The sequence below is a fragment of the Erythrobacter sp. 'gip.4 top 5' genome, assembly GCF_056495765.1.
Map to the genome: position 1 here is coordinate 346,735 of NZ_CP200270.1, position 17,805 is coordinate 364,539.

18 protein-coding genes are annotated in these 17,805 nt (G+C 61.9%); 15 read left to right on the top strand and 3 right to left on the bottom strand.

What is annotated here, in order from left to right:
- The first annotated feature begins 25 nt into the window (after positions 1 to 25).
- Positions 26 to 661 carry a YceI family protein gene (locus ACRANW_RS01710; protein ID WP_479432849.1) on the top strand — a complete coding sequence of 212 codons (636 nt, stop codon included), beginning with the start codon at positions 26 to 28 and terminating at the stop codon, positions 659 to 661.
- Here the strand turns inward: ACRANW_RS01710 and ACRANW_RS01715 are convergent.
- Complete coding sequence (locus ACRANW_RS01715; protein ID WP_479432850.1) at positions 648 to 1,253, bottom strand: phosphatase PAP2 family protein; 606 nt, start codon at positions 1,251 to 1,253, stop codon at positions 648 to 650. The two genes, ACRANW_RS01710 and ACRANW_RS01715, sit on opposite strands and share 14 nt — an antisense overlap.
- A 138-nt stretch (positions 1,254 to 1,391) precedes the next feature.
- On the opposite strand from ACRANW_RS01715, the gene ACRANW_RS01720 reads away from it, so the two are divergent.
- Positions 1,392 to 2,366: an NAD(P)H-dependent flavin oxidoreductase gene (locus ACRANW_RS01720; RefSeq protein WP_479432851.1), complete on the top strand. Its 975-nt coding sequence runs from the start codon at positions 1,392 to 1,394 to the stop codon at positions 2,364 to 2,366.
- A 649-nt stretch (positions 2,367 to 3,015) separates the two neighbouring features.
- Here ACRANW_RS01720 and ACRANW_RS01725 read toward each other — a convergent pair.
- Entirely contained in the window at positions 3,016 to 3,480 is a 465-nt protein-coding gene (locus tag ACRANW_RS01725; protein ID WP_479432852.1) for a hypothetical protein, read from the bottom strand.
- Between the two features lie 82 nt (positions 3,481 to 3,562).
- Positions 3,563 to 3,838, bottom strand: coding sequence for a zinc-finger domain-containing protein (locus tag ACRANW_RS01730; RefSeq protein ID WP_479432853.1), 276 nt, complete (start codon positions 3,836 to 3,838; stop codon positions 3,563 to 3,565).
- Positions 3,839 to 3,910: 72 nt separating this feature from the next.
- Between ACRANW_RS01730 and ACRANW_RS01735 the strand changes: the two genes are divergently transcribed.
- The 13 genes from ACRANW_RS01735 (at position 3,911) to ACRANW_RS01795 (ending at position 17,759) form a co-directional block, all read left to right on the top strand.
- Positions 3,911 to 4,864 carry an ABC transporter ATP-binding protein gene (locus tag ACRANW_RS01735; RefSeq protein ID WP_479432854.1) on the top strand — a complete coding sequence of 318 codons (954 nt, stop codon included), beginning with the start codon at positions 3,911 to 3,913 and terminating at the stop codon, positions 4,862 to 4,864.
- A 416-nt stretch (positions 4,865 to 5,280) separates the two neighbouring features.
- A complete protein-coding gene (nadB, locus tag ACRANW_RS01740; protein ID WP_479432855.1) occupies positions 5,281 to 6,897 on the top strand; it encodes an L-aspartate oxidase in 1,617 nt (538 codons plus the stop codon).
- 88 nt (positions 6,898 to 6,985) lie between these two features.
- Positions 6,986 to 7,915, top strand: a complete 930-nt coding sequence (locus ACRANW_RS01745; protein WP_479432856.1) for a TraB/GumN family protein — start codon at positions 6,986 to 6,988, stop codon at positions 7,913 to 7,915.
- A gap of 32 nt (positions 7,916 to 7,947) precedes the next feature.
- On the top strand, positions 7,948 to 8,850 hold the full coding sequence (locus ACRANW_RS01750) for an alpha/beta fold hydrolase (RefSeq protein ID WP_479432857.1): 903 nt from the start codon (positions 7,948 to 7,950) through the stop codon (positions 8,848 to 8,850).
- 67 nt (positions 8,851 to 8,917) lie between these two features.
- Positions 8,918 to 10,792 carry an ABC-F family ATP-binding cassette domain-containing protein gene (locus ACRANW_RS01755; RefSeq protein WP_479432858.1) on the top strand — a complete coding sequence of 625 codons (1,875 nt, stop codon included), beginning with the start codon at positions 8,918 to 8,920 and terminating at the stop codon, positions 10,790 to 10,792.
- Positions 10,793 to 11,284: 492 nt separating this feature from the next.
- On the top strand, positions 11,285 to 13,321 hold the full coding sequence (locus ACRANW_RS01760; protein ID WP_479432859.1) for a ribonucleoside-diphosphate reductase subunit alpha: 2,037 nt from the start codon (positions 11,285 to 11,287) through the stop codon (positions 13,319 to 13,321).
- Between the two features lie 141 nt (positions 13,322 to 13,462).
- Complete coding sequence (locus ACRANW_RS01765; protein WP_479432860.1) at positions 13,463 to 13,648, top strand: hypothetical protein; 186 nt, start codon at positions 13,463 to 13,465, stop codon at positions 13,646 to 13,648.
- Positions 13,649 to 13,728: 80 nt separating this feature from the next.
- Positions 13,729 to 14,775: a ribonucleotide-diphosphate reductase subunit beta gene (locus tag ACRANW_RS01770; protein WP_479432861.1), complete on the top strand. Its 1,047-nt coding sequence runs from the start codon at positions 13,729 to 13,731 to the stop codon at positions 14,773 to 14,775.
- Positions 14,726 to 14,971: a PIN domain-containing protein gene (locus tag ACRANW_RS01775; RefSeq protein WP_479432862.1), complete on the top strand. Its 246-nt coding sequence runs from the start codon at positions 14,726 to 14,728 to the stop codon at positions 14,969 to 14,971. Before ACRANW_RS01770 ends, ACRANW_RS01775 begins: the two co-directional genes overlap by 50 nt.
- 33 nt (positions 14,972 to 15,004) lie before the next feature.
- On the top strand, positions 15,005 to 15,838 hold the full coding sequence (locus tag ACRANW_RS01780; protein ID WP_479432258.1) for an IS5 family transposase: 834 nt from the start codon (positions 15,005 to 15,007) through the stop codon (positions 15,836 to 15,838).
- A 225-nt stretch (positions 15,839 to 16,063) separates the two neighbouring features.
- A complete protein-coding gene (locus tag ACRANW_RS01785; protein WP_479432863.1) occupies positions 16,064 to 16,684 on the top strand; it encodes a hypothetical protein in 621 nt (206 codons plus the stop codon).
- 64 nt (positions 16,685 to 16,748) lie between these two features.
- Positions 16,749 to 17,192 (top strand): hypothetical protein, encoded by a 444-nt coding sequence (locus tag ACRANW_RS01790; protein ID WP_479432864.1) that lies wholly within the window; start codon positions 16,749 to 16,751, stop codon positions 17,190 to 17,192.
- 318 nt (positions 17,193 to 17,510) lie between these two features.
- Entirely contained in the window at positions 17,511 to 17,759 is a 249-nt protein-coding gene (locus ACRANW_RS01795) for an HP1242/YdcH family protein (protein ID WP_479432865.1), read from the top strand.
- The last annotated feature ends 46 nt before the right edge of the window (positions 17,760 to 17,805 follow it).

The following is a 17,805-nucleotide window of genomic DNA, read 5'->3' on the forward strand; positions in this document are numbered from 1 at the left end:
TTGTCTTTCAAGGGAATTGCCTGTGATGAGCCTGCGGCCCTTCGTAATTGCCACCGCGTTTGCGCTGGGGCTTGTCGCCTGCGCCCAGCAGGAAGGCGATACAGCGGAAGCCGCAACCGCGCCGGCTGCCTTGACCGAGGGCAACTGGACGCTTGATCCGGCAGGCTCACGCCTCAGCTATGTCAGCATCAAATCGGGCGAAGTGGCCGAAGCGAACCGCTTTGACGCCATGACCGGCACCGTGGCGACCGACGGCACGGCGAGCCTCGACATTGATCTGGGCTCGGTCAACACCGGGGTCGACATCCGCAATGAACGGATGCGCGAGATGTTTTTCGATGTGGCCAACAACCCGACAGCGACGGTGACCGCCAAGCTCGATCCGGCCGCCTTTGCGGGGCTTGCGGTGGGCGAGTCGGTCATTCGGCCCCTGAAAGCCACGGTGGGGATCAAGGGCATGACCAGCGATGTCGAAACCGAAGTGATTGTCACCCGCGCATCGGCTGACCGCGTGACCGTGGTGCCCACCGCGCCGGTTATCATCTCGACCGATATGTTCGGCCTGACCGATGAGCTGGGCGAATTGCGCGCGCTGGCGCAATTGCCCTCGATCACGCCCGCGGTGCCGGTGACGTTCACACTATCGTTCAGGCGCGCCTGAGCCTTCCTGCACGCTGAAGGATCGTGAGGGCCGCGAGCGCTGCCACCAGCCCGAACGCGGTCGACGCCAGCATCTGGCTGGCCCAGTGTCCCCCCAGCACGATCCGCGCCGCCGGGCCGATCACCAGCAAAGCGCCAGCCACCATGCGCAAGGGAGACCGCCCACGCCGCCGCGCTTTTGCCAACAGGGCCACGCCAAACATCGCGCCATAGACCAGGCCAAAGGTGGACGGCAGGCCACTGGATGTGGCGGGATCGGCGACCGCGACCAGTGCCGGATCGGGACGCGGCGCGAACACCACCGCACGCAAGCCCTTGTCCGCCGCAAAGGCCAGCCCATAGGCCAGCGGCACCGCCACCGCGCCGCGCAGACCCGCGATCCGCCATGCCAGCGCCGCAGCGAGAACCAGCGTTCCCCATAGGAGCGGCGCCTTTGCGGTGTCCGTCAGCCACCCGGCCCAGCGCGGAGCTGCGCCCAGCACGTCCTGCAAAATCCGCGTCACTGCGACATCACCGGGCAACGGCCCTTGCAGCATGACATTGGCGCCCCCGATCAGGACGGCGATCACGACAAGCCCCAGGGCGGTGCGCATAAAGACAGGCTTCCTTGCGTATGATGACGCTACGACATGGCGGCGCGGCTGACAGCGCGTTCAAAAGCAGGCTTGAAAGCCGCGCGCAACTCGGCTTGTCTCACGAAAACACGGACCTTGCACGGGAGAGCACACGCCATGAAAACCACGATTACGCAGATGTTCGGCATCGAACACCCCATCATTCAGGGCGGAATGAACTATGTCGGCTTTGCCGAAATGGCGGCCGCGGTGTCCAATGCGGGCGGGCTTGGGATCATCACCGGGCTGACACAGGGTACGCCCGAAAAGCTCGCCAACGAAATCGCGCGCTGCAAGGACATGACTGACAAGCCCTTCGGCGTGAACCTCACCATTCTGCCGACGCTGACTCCCCCGGACTATCCGGGGCTGGTCAAGGCCGTGATCGACGGCGGGGTGCCAGTGGTCGAGACGGCGGGGCGCAATCCGGTCGATCTGCTGCCGCCGCTGAAAGATGCCGGGATCAAGGTGATCCACAAATGCACCAGCGTGCGCCACAGCCTCAAGGCGCAGGCGATCGGCTGCGATGCGGTGAGTGTCGATGGGTTCGAATGCGGCGGCCATCCGGGTGAGGATGATGTGCCCAACTTCATCCTGCTGCCCCGCGCTGCGGACGAGCTGGAAATCCCGTTTGTCTCCAGCGGCGGCATGGCCGACGGGCGCAGCCTGGTCGCCAGCCTCGCGATGGGTGCAGCTGGGATGAACATGGGCACGCGGTTCATCGCCACCCAGGAAGCGCCCGTGCACGAGAACGTGAAGCAGGCGATCCTCGCCGCGAGCGAACTCGACACCCGGCTGGTGATGCGTCCCTTGCGCAACACCGAACGCGTGCTCACCAATGACGCGGTCGAGCGTCTGCTGGTCAAGGAAAAGGATCTGGGCGATGCCATCACCATTCAGGACATCCTGCCCGAAGTTGCAGGGGTGTACCCGAAGATCATGATGGAAGGGACGATGGATGCCGGCGCGTGGAGCTGCGGCATGGTGGCGGGCCTCATCCATGACATTCCGACCTGCAAGGAACTGATCGACCGCATCATGCTGCAGGCCGAGGAGATCATCGCCCGGATGCACGCGCTGGCGCGACACTGACCAGAGCCGTGCCCGGCGCTAGGTAACACTCCGCATACACTCTCATACACCGCTACGGCATAAAGCGCCGCGCCGGGTCCGATTCTGGAGGGGATCGCTCCGGCGCGGTTCGTCGCTAGCTTTTGTGCGGCGACGGATGGCTCCTCGGATAAAGTCGGGGCGGAGAGAATGAGATGGAAATATTTGCAAGCCCACTGGTGATGGGCGCCATTGTCACATCCGTCGCCTTCGCCAGCTGGTTGTTGGGCCGGTGGCAGGGTGTTCGCCTATCCGGTCAGCCACGCGCCGTTGCCCCTTGTGCAGCGCAGACCTTGCAATCGCCATCAAGCACCGCTTGGCAGACCGGCGCCGATGATACTGCAACCGCACCGGGCCAGACGGGCGCGCAGGCTGAACAGCGCGGCGCCCGCCTTGATGCCGCAGACCAGCTCGGCGCGCTTCATGCCGAAATCAGCGCCTATCGCCGCGCTGAACAGGTTTTGGCAGGACTGGACAAGGATCAACTGCAGCAGTTGCCACGTTTGGGCACGGCCGCGACGCGACGTCCGCATTGCGATCGCATAAGGCAGAGGGCCTCTGCGCTTCCCGAGGGCGGCGAACCCAGCGGAGTCTACACAGCTTTCCCGACAATACCGGCGCAAGCAGCCCCTCAGCCTTCGGCGTCAGCGTCCGGTTTCACGCGGGTATAAGGCACGAAATCTTCAAAGAAGACCGTGCCCGTGAAGAACCCCTGCACACGATTGACAGTGTTCGTCTGATCCAGCCGGCAGATCTGGCTCGCGCTGAAGCGGGTCATGATCAGAGCGTCGTTTTCGTTGATCTGATCGGGATTGCGGGTGCGCTGCACGTAGATCGTGTTGCCCGAGCCATAGACGTAGGCGGTGCCGTCGATGGTCGTCATGCGCTGAGCCGGCAAGGTGCGAATGCAGCGAATTGGCTCACCTGCGACACGGCCGTCGAGCAATTGGGCAAGGCGCTGCTCCCCCTTCGTCTGTGGCTCGGAGACTTGGTTGGTTTCGGCCATGACATCGGGCGTGCGGGAATCCTGCGCGGCGAGCGGGCTCAGCCCCACCGCCGCAAGGGCCAGGGCAAAACCGGTGGTGGTGGTGGCCATTGGGAGATCAATCATCGCACGATCCTCGCGTAACTAAGCGGAAAGTGTCAACCACATCCCGCCTGAACCGGCGCTGAGCGCATCAGGAGTGCGGCGTGCTGGCGCCTGAGGAAATATCAGGCAGATGCGCCTGATCCGCGCCATCAGCCCCTGCCGTATCGGCAACGCCGCCGCGCAGCACAAAGCGGCGGTCGCAATAGCCGCAATCGACATAGCCATGCTCGTCAATCTCAAGATACACGCGCGGATGCCCCAGCGCAGCGGGGCGATACCCTGCACGGCTGCGGATGCCGCTCGCGCCGTCACACGACACGCGGGGCGCATCGACCAGCAGGACTTCGGGGGGAGGAATGCTCATGACGTGCGTCGATACAGGGCGGGAGGCCGGAGTTCAATTGCCTTTGCGGGACGCCTTGCCTAGGCGGAAGCCATGACTGTTCCGCCCGCCATCCGCATCGATAATCTTGTGAAACGCTATGCGCCTGCCAAGGGTGCAAGCGGCATCGTCACCGAAGGCAAGCTGGCGCTGGGCGGGGTCAGCTTCGATGTGCCCGAAGGGTCAATATTCGGGCTGCTCGGTCCCAACGGCGCAGGCAAATCGACGCTGATCAACATCCTCGCCGGGCTGGTCAACAAGACCGCAGGCACGGTGGATATCTGGGGCTTTGATATTGACCGGGACCGGCGCAACGCCAGCCGCTCGATCGGAATCGTGCCTCAGGAAATCGTGTTCGATCCGTTCTTCACCCCGTTCGAAGTGCTGGAGAACCAGGGCGGCTTTTACGGCATTGTGTCGGCCCTGCGCCGCAGCGAAGCTTTGCTGGAGGCGGTGCGTCTGGCAGACAAGCGCGATGCCTATGCCCGCACGCTGTCAGGGGGCATGAAGCGGCGGCTGCTGGTGGCCAAGGCGATGGTCCACTCCCCGCCGATTTTGGTGCTCGATGAACCCACCGCCGGTGTCGATGTCGATCTGCGGCGCCAGCTGTGGGAACTGGTCAGCGAACTGAACCGCGACGGCGTGACCGTGGTGCTGACCACGCACTATCTTGAAGAGGCCGAGGAGCTGTGTGACCGGATCGCGATCATCAACCATGGTCAGCTGATCGCCAACAAGCCGACCCGTGAACTGGTCGACATGGCGCGCGAAAAGATCGTGGCGGTCACGGTGGCCGAGGATCTTGCCGCGGCGCCCGCCCACGACGCGTTCGTGCGGGTGCAATGGGACGGGGCGCGCGGGGTGGAGGTGACCTATGACAAGGACCGCCTTAGTGCAGGGCAAGTTCTCGCGATCCTTCAGGCGCAGGGCCTGACGATTGAAGATGTCACCACCCGCGAAGCCGATCTTGAGGATGTGTTCGTGCAACTGACCGCCGCAGCCGTCTGACACACGGCTTCAGGTCCTGTGTTTCCCACCGCCCTGACTATCAACCGCGGCCTCACGCTTGCGCCATTTGTGTCGGCCGCGCCGCTCAATCGGCGCGGCGCAATGCCGGCACTGCCCAATATAGACGCGTCCATCCCACGTGACGTCGCGGCGAAGGGGCCGATGCATGTTGAGCGCGCAACCGAAGACAGAAAAAATTGACATGAGAACGGCAAGCTCCGCGGGAGAGGGAGGTAAAGCGATAACCGGTTCTGCAACCATGCCGCCGCTCTGCTTTGCGCTTTGAGTCGTGCGGCTAACGCAGATTAGCATTTTGTTGCACTGCAACCTAGGGTCAATCCCTACGTCGTTTGCCTTAAATCTGTGTGACAAGCATCGCCCTTGCCGATGGGTAAGCTGCGCGCCATATCCTGATTATGGCGACAGGTAAGGCTTTGCGACCGGAACGTGATGTGCAGGCGCACGACGTGGTGATCATCGGCTCTGGCGCGGCAGGTCTTACGGCGGCCCTGGCGCTGGCCGAAACGCGCCGCGTGCTCGTGCTGGCCAAGGGCTCGCTGACCGGCGGGTCGACCGCATGGGCGCAAGGCGGGATCGCCGCGGTGCTCGATACCGGCGACACCTTCGAAAACCACGTGCGCGATACGATGGTGGCGGGCGCGGGCCTGAATGACCGCGAGACGGTGGAGTTCGTGATCGAACGCGCCCCTGCTTCGATTGACCGGTTGTGCGAATTGGGGGTGCCGTTCAACCGCGAGGAACAGGCGCTCCACCTCACCCGCGAAGGCGGCCATTCGCACCGCCGGATCGTCCATGTCGATGACGCCACCGGCTGGGCGGTGCAATCGGCGCTGCTGGCTGCGGCCGAGGCCAATCCCAACATCACGCTGTTGCCGGGCCGCACCTGCATCGACTTCATCACGGACCGCCACCGCGAGCAATTCTCTGCCGCAGGCCGGGTGTGGGGCGTCTATGCGCTGGATGAGGCCACGGGGCGCGTCGAGCGCCATGTGGCCCGCGCCACGATCCTTGCCACCGGCGGCGCGGGGCGCGTGTACCAGTTCTCCACCGCGCCGCGCGGCGCGACCGGCGATGGCATTGCGATGGCGTGGCGGGCGGGCGCGCGGGTCTCCAACATGGAGATGATGCAGTTCCACCCCACCTGCCTTTACAGCCTTGAAATCAAGAACTTTCTCATCACCGAAGCCGTGCGCGGCGAAGGCGGGCGGCTGATCAACCCGCGCACCGGCAAGCGGTTCATGCAGTTCTACGATCCCGAGCGGCTGGAACTCGCCCCGCGCGACGTGGTGGCCCGCGCCATCGATTCCGAAATCAAACGGTTCGGCTTGGATTACGTGCATCTCGACATCAGCCACGAACCGCCCGAATTCGTGCGCGGGCATTTCCCGACCATTCACGAAAAGCTGCTGACCATCGGCATCGACATGACCACCCAGCCGATCCCGGTGGTCCCGGCGCAGCACTACACCTGCGGCGGGGTGGTGGTGGGGCTGGACGCGCGCACCGATATTCCCGGCCTGTGGGCGGCAGGCGAATGCACCGAAAGCGGGCTGCACGGCGCCAACCGGCTGGCGTCCAACAGCTTGCTCGAATGCTTCGTGTTTGGCGAAGCGGCGGCGCAGGACATTCTGGCGCGCTGGGACAGCCTTGACGATGTGCCTGCGATCCTGCCGTGGGACGAAAGCCGCGTGACCGACTCGGATGAGGAAGTGGTCATCAAACAGAACTGGACCGAAATCCGCCGCTTCATGTGGAATTATGTCGGCATCGTGCGCACCACCAAGCGGCTGGAACGCGCCGCCAGCCGCATCGATCTGCTGAAGCGCGAGATCGAGGATTACTACGGCGCCTTCCGGGTGACGACCGACCTGATCGAACTGCGCAACCTGCTGCAATCGGCGGAACTGATCGTGACCTCGGCGCTCGCCCGCAAGGAGAGCCGTGGGCTGCATTACACGCTGGATTATCCGGAGCTTGCGGATGAGCCGCGGGATACGGTGCTGGTGCCGTAGTCACCGTCGCCCGGAACGAGAGGGTTCTGTCAGGGTTCATGTGATGCCGACCAATTTGGCAAACCCTGAACCCCGCACGAGGCGTCCGATGAAGAACATGCTCTGTTGTCTTGCGCTTGCTTCACTTGCGGCGCCGCTTGCTGCCCAAGACGCTGCCCCGCCCGAATCCGAAAATTCCATCGTCGTCACCGCGCAGCGGTCCGGCGCGCCGATGTGGACGATTGATACGCCCACCGGCACCGTTATCCTTGTCGGTGAGATCCGGGCGATCCCCAAGTCCACGCCATGGGAGCCGGAGCGCCTGCGCGAAGCGACGGCGCAGGCCGACCGCGTGATCCTTGGCGCGAAACCCAGGATTTCGCCGGGCGATGTGCTGCGGCTCATTTTCAGCGGTTCCAAGTTCACCAAACTGCCCGACAAGACAATGGCCAGCGAATACCTCTCGCCCGAACAATGGGCGCGGCTCGAAACCCTCGGCACGGCGCACAGGCAAGATTACACCCGCCAATCCTTCTTGCTCACGTCCTTCGGGATGCTGCGCAAGGAACTGCGCTTCAACCGCGATACCGCCGATGATGCGTCGGACGTCGTCAGCAAGGCAGCGGACAAGGCCAAGGTGCCCACCACCCGCGCCGCCACACTGCGGGGTGAGGACATCATCGACAATCTCGCCGATGCGCCGCCCGCAGCGCACATTCCCTGCCTCGCGGCCGCGATGGATGCGGTGGAGGCCGGCCCCGGCATTGTCGAACAGCGTGCCACCGATTGGCGGCGCTACAAGATCCCGGCCGTGATGGCGAACCCGCTCGAATCGGCGCTGGGCCAGTGCTGGCCCTGGGCGGATGAGACTTTGGGCAGCGAACTCAGGACCATATGGGTCGACAGCATCGCCGAAGCCAGCACCGCGCGCGGCACAACGCTCGCGGTTGTGCCCTTGCGGGTGTTGGCGGAAGATGGCGGCGTGCTTGACCAATTGGACGAACGCGGCTTCGATATCGCCGGACCCGTGTGGAAGTGACCACGCGGGCCTGACCGAAGGATCAGCCGCCCATGCCCACCGTCACCGCCCCCAACACCGGCATCGAAATCTTCTATGAGGACACCCCGGCGCAAGGCGGCGCGCCTGATGCCGAGGTGATCCTGCTGGTGATGGGCCTCGGCGCGCAGATGACACTGTGGCCGGACGAGCTGGTCGCCGCGCTGGCGGCTGATGGCTTTCGGGTGATTCGCTACGACAACCGCGACATTGGCCTGTCCCAGAAGATGGAAGGCGCCAAGGCCCCCAGCCTGCCGGTGCAGGTCTTGCGCAAGAAGATCGGCTTTCCGGCACGCGTGCCCTACACCCTGAAAGATATGGCCGATGACGGGATCGGCCTGCTGAGCGCGCTGGGGATTGATCGCGCCCACGTGGTCGGCGCGTCGATGGGGGGCATGATCGTGCAGCTGATGGCGATCCACCATCCCGAACGGCTGCTGACCATGACCTCGGTCATGTCGACCACCGGCCATGGCAAGCTGCCCCAGGCCGAAAAGCACGCGATGGACGCGCTGATCGCGCCGCTCAAGGCGATGGATGAAGAGACCATCGTTGCCCACGGCCTTAACGTGGTGAAGAATATCGGCAGCCCCGGATTTCCCTTCGATCCCGAACAGCAGCGCGAACGGGTGCTGCGCAGCATCCGCCGCTCGGTCTATCCCGCCGGCCTGCCGCGCCAGCTTGCCGCGATCATCGACGATGGCTGTCGCCGCGCGCGCCTTGCCGATGTGCGCGTGCCGACGCTGGTGATGCATGGCGAGGACGATCCGTTGGTAAAGCTGGAGGCGGGCGAGGATACGGCGAAGCATATCTCGGGCGCGCGGCTGGTCACGATTCCGGGCTGGGGCCATGATCTGCCGATCCCGCTGATCTCCCGTATCGCTGGCGAGATCACGGCCCACGCCCGCGGGCAATAGGGCCACTGTCAGCGCGGGTGCGGGATTTCCTTTGGGCGGGCGGCGATAGGCTGTTACAGGCGCCCCCATGCTTACGATTGACGGTGTCACTGTGCGGCTTGGCGGCCGGGCCATTCTTGAACGCGCCAGCGCAACCGTGCCGGTGGGCGCGCGCGTCGGTCTGATCGGCCGCAATGGCGCGGGCAAATCCACGCTGATGAAGGCGCTGATTGGCGAGATCGAGCCCGATGACGGCGAAATCAGCAAGCCCTCGCGCGCCAAGATCGGTTACATCGCGCAGGAAGCCCCCAGCGGCAACACGACCCCCGAAGAGGTCGTGCTGGCATCGGCCACGGAACGTGCCGCGCTGCTCGAAGAGCTGGAAACCTGCACAGACATGGACCGCATGGGCGACGTGCACGAACGCCTGCTTGCGATTGACGCCTATTCCGCGCCCGCGCGCGCCGCCAAGATCCTTAACGGTCTGGGCTTTGACGACGAGATGCAAAAGCGCCCGGTCGACAGTTTTTCGGGCGGCTGGAAAATGCGGATTGCGCTGGGCGCGCTGCTGTTTTCCGAACCGGACATCCTCCTGCTCGACGAGCCATCCAACCACTTGGACCTTGAAGCAACGCTGTGGCTGGAGAACTTCCTCAAGTCCTATCCCGCCACGCTGGTCGTGATCAGCCACGAACGCGATCTGCTCAACAAGGTCGTCGATCACATCCTGCATCTGCAAGGCGGGCAGCTGACGCTGTATCCCGGCGGCTATGATGACTTCGAAAAGCAGCGCGCCGAACGCGCCGCGCAGCTGGCCGCCGCCAAGCAATCGCAGGATGCGCAACGCGCACGTCTGCAGGATTACGTCGCCCGCAACTCTGCCCGCGCTTCTACTGCCAAGCAGGCGCAATCGCGCGCCAAGATGCTGGCGAAGATGCAGCCGATCGTGGCACTGATGGAAGACCCTTCGCTGTCTTTCGATTTTCCCGATCCGGCCGAATTGCGCTCCCCCATGATCACGCTCGATCACGCTGCGGTAGGCTATGGTGAAGCGCCGCCGATCCTCAAGCGGCTGAGCTTCCGGATCGACGCCGATGACCGGATCGCGCTGCTGGGCCGCAATGGCAATGGCAAGACCACGCTGGCGCGGCTGCTCGCCTCACAACTGATGCCCGCCGAGGGCGAAATCAACGCGCCAGGCAAGCTCAAGGTCGGATATTTCACGCAGTATCAGGTCGAAGAACTGGCGGGCGAGGAAACCCCGCTCGATCTGATGAACCGCGCGATGGAGGGACAATCCCCCGGCGCGGTGCGCGCACAATTGGGCCGCTTCGGCTTTTCAGGCCCCAAGGCGAACCAGCGGGTCGAGAAATTGTCGGGCGGTGAACGCGCGCGGCTCGCGCTGGCGCTGATCACGCGCGATGCGCCGCATCTGTTGATCCTCGATGAACCGACCAACCACCTCGATGTCGATGCGCGCGAGGCGCTGGTACAAGCGCTCAATGCCTATACCGGCGCGGTGATCCTCATCAGCCATGATCGCCATATGGTCGAATTGACCGCTGATCGCCTTATCCTCGTCGATAACGGGACCGCGCGCGAATATGACGGCAGCATGGAGGATTACATCGACTTCATCCTGGGCCGCAACCAGCCCAAGGGCAACGCTGGCAAAGGCAAGGGGCAGCGCGGCGGCGCCAATGCCGGATTTGGGGTCGGGTCGGACATGCGCGCTGCTCAATCGGAATTGAGCAAGGCGGAAACCGCCATCGCCCGCCTCACGGCAGAGGTGGAGGCCTTTGACCGCGAAATCCTCGCGCTTTCCGCCAAGTCCGGCGGACAAGGCGGCAATGCGATGCAGGCGCTGTTGACCAAGCGGGCGCGGGCCGCCGAATCGCTGGCTGAGGCCGAACAGCGCTGGCTGGCGGCCGGCACCACGCTCGAAGCGGTCGAACAGGCCTGACGGATTCGCCCCCACCCGCCGCACGCGCAACAATCATACCTTTGCGCGTGCAAAAGATTCACGGGTGGATTCGAATGAGTCCGCGCTTATTTTTTTCTTCACAGATTCAATTAGGGGCTTGCGGTCCGCACGACTCAAGCTTGGTCCACGCGTCGCGGGTCTGATGCGGGTCAAAAACCGGCTGCACGTGGTAACTAAGTGCTTAAACGCCCGTTGACGGAAGTCGCTGGGTGATTCATCATCTAGTGGTTCGATGTTGATCGGACCCCCAAGCCTTGGTGAAACGCCCGCCGCCCCTGATTGGGTCGACGAGGGGCGCTTCGCTCCGGCCCCAAGGTCCGCGCCGCATCGCAAATAGGGTCGACCGACCTGCCAGCACGCCCGGCAACGGAGCCGCCTGTTGGCAAGTCTGTGGACCAACCGGTATAGAACAGAATTAGAACACAGCGTCTTGCGCTGGGGATCTGATTCGGGGGACAAATGGGGCTAGTGATGGATTTCAAGGCGAACGAAAACGTGCCCAGTACTGCGCTGAATGATGATGTGACGAACGAGTTGGATGCAGGCGCAGTTGCCGAGATGTCCGCCAAGGATGAAAAGGCTGTGACCATGAAGACAACCGATGCGGGCTCCGATGTGCTGATTGCGACCAAGGCGGGCGAGGCACTGGCCGGTGCCATGGCCGAAGTTGCCAAGTCGGGTGCAGTGGACAGCAAGAAGGTCAATGACCGCCGCTTCACGATCCACACCGATTCCAGCCGCGATGCGCGCCTGACCGATTTCGGCAAGGAAACGCTGAACGATCGGTATTTGTTGCCCGGCGAAAGCTATCAGGATCTGTTCGCCCGCGTGGCCGATGCCTATGCTGATGATGATGCCCACGCGCAGCGGCTGTACACCTACATTTCGAACCTGTGGTTCATGCCGGCAACTCCGGTGCTGTCGAACGGCGGCACCGCGCGGGGCCTGCCGATCTCGTGCTATCTCAATTCGGTGTCAGACAGCCTGGAAGGCATTGTCGATACCTGGAACGAGAACGTCTGGCTCGCCAGCAAGGGCGGCGGGATCGGCACCTATTGGGGCAATGTGCGCGGGATCGGAGAGCCGGTCGGCCTGAACGGCAAGACCAGCGGGATCATTCCGTTTGTGCGCGTGATGGACAGCCTGACGCTGGCGATCAGCCAGGGCTCTTTGCGGCGCGGATCAGCCGCGTGCTATCTCGATGTCAGCCACCCGGAGATCGAGGAGTTCCTCGAAATCCGCAAGCCCAGCGGCGATTTCAACCGCAAGGCGCTGAACCTGCACCACGGCGTGCTGCTGACCGATGAATTCATGGAAGCCGTGCGCGATGGCGCCGAGTTCCAGTTGCGGTCCCCACGCGATGGATCGGTGCGGCAGACGGTTGATGCGCGTTCGCTGTTCCAGAAGCTGGTCGAAACGCGCCTCGCCACGGGTGAGCCTTACATCGTCTTCAATGACACCGTGAACCGCATGATGCCCAAGCATCACCGCGATCTGGGGCTGAAGGTTTCGACCTCGAACCTGTGTTCGGAAATCACCCTGCCCACCGGCATCGACCACCTGGGCAATGACCGCACGGCGGTGTGCTGCCTGTCCTCATTGAACCTGGAAACCTGGGAAGAATGGAAGGGCGACAAGCAGTTCATCGAGGACGTGATGCGCTTCCTCGACAACGTCCTGCAGGACTATATCGACCGCGCGCCCGACGAGATGGCCCGCGCCAAGTATTCGGCCGAGCGTGAGCGTTCGGTGGGCCTGGGCGTCATGGGCTTCCACTCCTACTTGCAGCAAAAGGGCGTCGCCTTTGAAAGCGCGATGGCCAAGGCGCTGAACCTCACGATGTTCAAGCACATCCACGCCAAGGCCTGCGAAGCCTCGATGTTGTTGGCGCAGGAGCGTGGGCCCTGCCCCGATGCCGCCGACATGGGCGCGATGGAGCGGTTCTCCTGCAAGATGGCGATCGCGCCGACCGCGTCGATCTCGATCATCTGCGGCGGCACCAGCGCCTGCATCGAACCGATCCCGGCCAATATCTACACCCACAAAACGCTGTCGGGCAGCTTCATCGTGCGCAATCCCTATCTGGAAAAGCTGCTCGACAAGAAGTCCAAGAACTCCACCAATGTCTGGAACTCGATCCTTGAACGCGGTGGCAGCGTCCAGCATCTCGATTTCCTGACGCCCGAGGAAAAGGGCGTGTACAAGACCAGCTTCGAAATCGATCAGCGCTGGCTGCTCGAATTCGCCGCTGACCGCACGCCTTACATCGATCAGGCCCAGTCGCTGAACCTGTTCATCCCGGCCGATGTCGACAAGTGGGATCTGATGATGCTGCACTATCAGGCGTGGGAACGCGGCATCAAGTCGTTGTATTACCTGCGTTCCAAGTCTGTGCAGCGCGCCGGCTTTGTCGGCGGGGTGGAGGCGGACAATACGTCTGAACTGGCCAAGATCGAACTCACCGCCGGGGGTCCGACCGATTACGAAGAATGCCTCAGTTGCCAATAAAGTGGACCGGCGCGGGCGTGGGGGGCAATTTCGCCACCTGATGCGCCCGCGCCGCAATCCAACCTGCGCTGTTTTGCGTATCTTCGCGCAAAGCCTTGCGCACCACGCTCGGCCCGGACCGATAATAAGGATGCAGAACACATGAATTTGCCGTTTGCAGTGGGGGTTTTCGGCCTCATCGTATGTGCCGTTTTCGCCTTCAACTCCTGGCGCGAACTGCGCCGCAATGTCGAAGGCCACGCCCGCAACGCCGCGCTGATCCACACCGCGATGCTGGTGATGTTCGTGCCGTTCTGCCTCTACGTCGTGGTCGCCTACGCGCCGTGATGATTTTTGCGCGCGCGGGGCTGAATCCGCCGCCCTTCGCGCACCGTACATGATAGCCTTACCGTCCAAGGAGACCGCCCATGTCGCTTCTCGAAGCCCGCTCCACCTACAAGCCGTTCCAGTACCCCTGGGCCTATGATTTCTGGAAGCGCCAGCAGCAGATCCACTGGATGCCTGAAGAGGTGCCTTTGGGCGAGGATTGCCGCGACTGGGCGCAGAAGATCACCGAGAACGAGCGTAACCTGCTCACGCAGATCTTCCGCTTCTTCACCCAGGCCGATGTCGAAGTGCAGAACTGCTACCACGAAAACTACGGCCGCGTGTTCAAGCCGACCGAGATCAAGATGATGCTCGCCGCGTTCTCCAACATGGAAACGGTGCACATCGCGGCCTATTCGCACCTGCTCGACACCATCGGGATGCCCGAAAGCGAATATTCCGCCTTCCTCGAATATGAGGAAATGAAGGACAAGCACGATTTCCTTCAGACCTTCAACGTCGAGAGCGACGAGGATATTGCCCGCACGCTCGCCGTGTTCGGCGGCTTCACCGAAGGGCTGCAACTGTTCGCCAGCTTTGCCATGCTGATGAACTTCCCGCGCTTCAACAAGATGAAGGGCATGGGCCAGATCGTCAGCTGGTCGGTGCGCGATGAATCGCTGCACTGCGAAGGCATCATCAAGCTGTTCCACACCTTCTGCGCCGAACGCCAGTGCCTCACCAAGGCGGTGAAGGAAGACCTGATCGACATCTGCCAGAAGACCGTGCGTCTGGAAGACAACTTCATCGATCTCGCCTTCGAAATGGGCCCGATCAACGGCATGAGCGCCAAGGAAATCAAGCGTTACATCCGCTACATCGCGGACTGGCGCCTGAAGCAGCTGGGCCTGCAAGAGATCTACATGATCGAGGAACACCCCCTGCCGTGGCTCGCGCCGCTGCTCAACGGAGTGGAGCACGCCAACTTCTTCGAACAGCGCGCCACCGAATATTCCAAGGGCGCGACACGTGGCGACTGGAACACCGTGTGGTCGAGCTTCGACAACCGCCAGAAGGCCAAGGCGGTCAACGAGGACGATGTTGTGGTGGCCGAGGCCGGGCTGTTTGGGGTCGAGGCTGCGGAGTAGGGGTGTGTTACATACATTCGTTGATACGAATGTCTTTCTCAGTCTTTACGCCTATACTGATGACAATATTGAGGAGCTGCGTAAATTATTGCAGCTCCTCAAGAGTAATCAGCTAAAATTATATGTAACCACTATCGTAAACCAGGAGTTTAAGAGCCCGATCCGAAAGTTGTTGAGCAATACCCGCCATATGTGATTCAGCCGTCTGTGCGAGCAGATGGAGTGGCACATGACATGGACTGGTATTGCCCGTTGCGAACATAGCCGGGATGGGTTGCGGTATCCAAGCGATTTGACGGAGCGAGAATGGGCGCTGACGGCGCCGTTCATTCCGCCCGCCAAAACCGGGGGCCGACGACGCAGCACCGACATGCGCGAGGTGTTGAACGCGCTGCTGTACATCGGCTCGGGTGGTTGTGCTTGGCGGATGCTGCCCAAATGTTTCCCGCCGGTGTCGACCGTGCAGCGCTATTTTTACGCATGGCGTGACAACGGATTGTTCGCCAGCATCAACACGGTGCTGGTGATGAACCTGCGCGAGGTCGAGGGACGCGAAGCCTCGCCGAGCGCTGGCGTGATCGACAGCCAGAGCGTCAAAACCACGGAAAGCGGCGGGGTTTGCGGCTATGACGCAGGCAAGAAGGTCAAGGGCCGAAAGCGCCATATCGTCACCGACACCTGCGGCTATCTGATCTTCATTCTCGTCCACGCCGCCGATATTCAGGACCGCGATGGCGCCGTCGATGTGCTCAAGGCGATCAGATATCGCTTCCCTTGGCTGCGCCACGTGTTCGCCGATGGCGGCTATGCTGGCGACAAGCTTCGGGACGCCCTCAGGGGGCATGGAGACTGGACGCTGGAAATCATCAAGCGGTCCGACACCGCCAAAGGCTTCGTCCTGTTGCCCCGCCGCTGGGTCGTCGAACGCACCTTCGCCTGGCTAGGCAGATGTCGCCGATTGGCCAAAGACTGGGAAACATCCATCGCCTCGTCAACCGCTTGGGCGCACATCGCCAGCATCCGTATGCTCACACGCAGAACCGCAAGATACTGCTACGCATGACAAACTTTTGAATCGGGCTCTAACAGAAATAGAGACAAAAAGATTCAAGAGTCTCTTGGGAACCTCGAGAGGTTCACTACGACTTTAACAATTCCAAGATTTGCCGAACACCTTGAAGAAGTCATTGAAATTCGGCGATCATTGACCCAATTAAAGAAAAACAAAGCCTCGTTAATCTCCAAAATCGCAGAATAAATCAATGAACGGCGACTTGCGGCAGATATCTTGTTCAAAGAAATTCGCGAAGAGGCGAAACTCGTTTCAATCTCAGATGAAGCGGATCAGGCGGCGCGGCGAAGACTAGAGCGTGGCAATCCACCCGGTAAAGACGGTGATCTAGCAGATCGGATGAATTGGGAAGCTTTGCTTGAAAAGGTTCCGGACGGCAACGATATTCACTTTGTGTCTCGTGATAAGGACTATGCTTCTCCGTTTGGTGAAAGCATCCCTCATAATTATCTCTTTCAAGAGTGGGAGGTTATCAAGAAGGGCAAAATGTTCCTTTATCCGGGCCTCCGTGCATTCGCCAAGGATCGATTCCCGGAGATCCAACTCGCCTCCGACGTTGAGAAGAAGCTTGCCATCAAGAAGCTTATTGACTCCAGTTCGTTCAGTGAAACCCACGCGGCTCTCGCATGCCTTGCACCTTTCACTGCCGACATATCCTCCGATGAAGCCGGTGCCTTATTCGCTGCACTAATAGCAAATCCTGAGATACACCAAATTTCTACGGATACCGACGTAAAAGAATTCTACGAAACGCTTTTGGTCGATCACTGGAAAGTCCTCTCGCAAGACGACTACAGCGAAGTTACGAAGTATGTAGATGATCCGATCCCATTCTGAAGTTTATATTTTCTTTCGCTAGATTTAATGGATTTTTACGAGAGAAATTCTGAAGATAACTTTCATGTCCGACAAAAGCCGCTACCCCGTCCCCGCTGGCCTCGGCATCGAACACGCCGTCTATCTGCGCTGGCTTCGGCGCAAAGCTGCGGCGCATGTAAAGCGGGATCGCAAGCGCTTTCCCGACCTAGATCTCACCGGCGAAAGCTACCGCTTCCAGATTCACGAAGCGGTCTGCGACCACGGCACGCATGATTTCTACACCGGCGAGGAACTCGACTGGTCGCTAGTCAGCACCTACGACAACGCTGAGTCCAAGGCAGGCAAGACCGCCTACAAACTCGGCTTCGCGCTCCTCCCCACTGTCGATCATGTGTTCGAGCCGGACGGCACTTACCGCTTCGTCATCTGCGCATGGCGCACCAATGATGCCAAGAACGACATGAGCCACACGGAATTCATCGCCCTGTGCCAGCGCGTCGTCGCGCATCACCAACCGCTACTTTAGCCCTTCCCCTTGGGGAAGGGTTGGGATGGGGGGTCTGCCGTCCGAGAGGGCGGAACCCCCACCCCCGGCCCCTCCCCACAGGGAGGGGAGAACCTAGCCCAACTGGCCAGCCCCTAACACCACGCCTTGCGGGCGCCGCCCCATTGCTCGGCTAGCCCCTCCCGCACCAGCGCCTCGCCCTGTTATCACCCGCCCCCCCGGTTTCCCTCTGACGCGTCCCGCGACCAGCCTACCCGAGGGTTCGGGCGAGATTGTTCTCGATCAATGGCCAATCCCCGGTCGGGGTCTAGGGCTGTGTCTCAACCACGGGAGAATACCATGTCGCACACCCCCAACGAACTCGCCGATGTCTTTCCGGACCAGGCCGATGCGCTCCATCAGCTCAAGCTGACCGATGCGCATTTCGCCAAGCTGGCGGAACAGCATCACGCGTTGAACCGCGAAATCCACCGCATCGAAACCGAGATCGACGCGGCCAGCGATGACCGGCTCGAATCGCTGAAGAAAGAACGCCTGCAGTTGCTCGACGCAATCGCCGCCATGCTGCCAGACGCAACCACCGCCTGACGGGAGTACCCGCCGCAGCGCGCACGGCCGGGGGATGCCCCCAAGT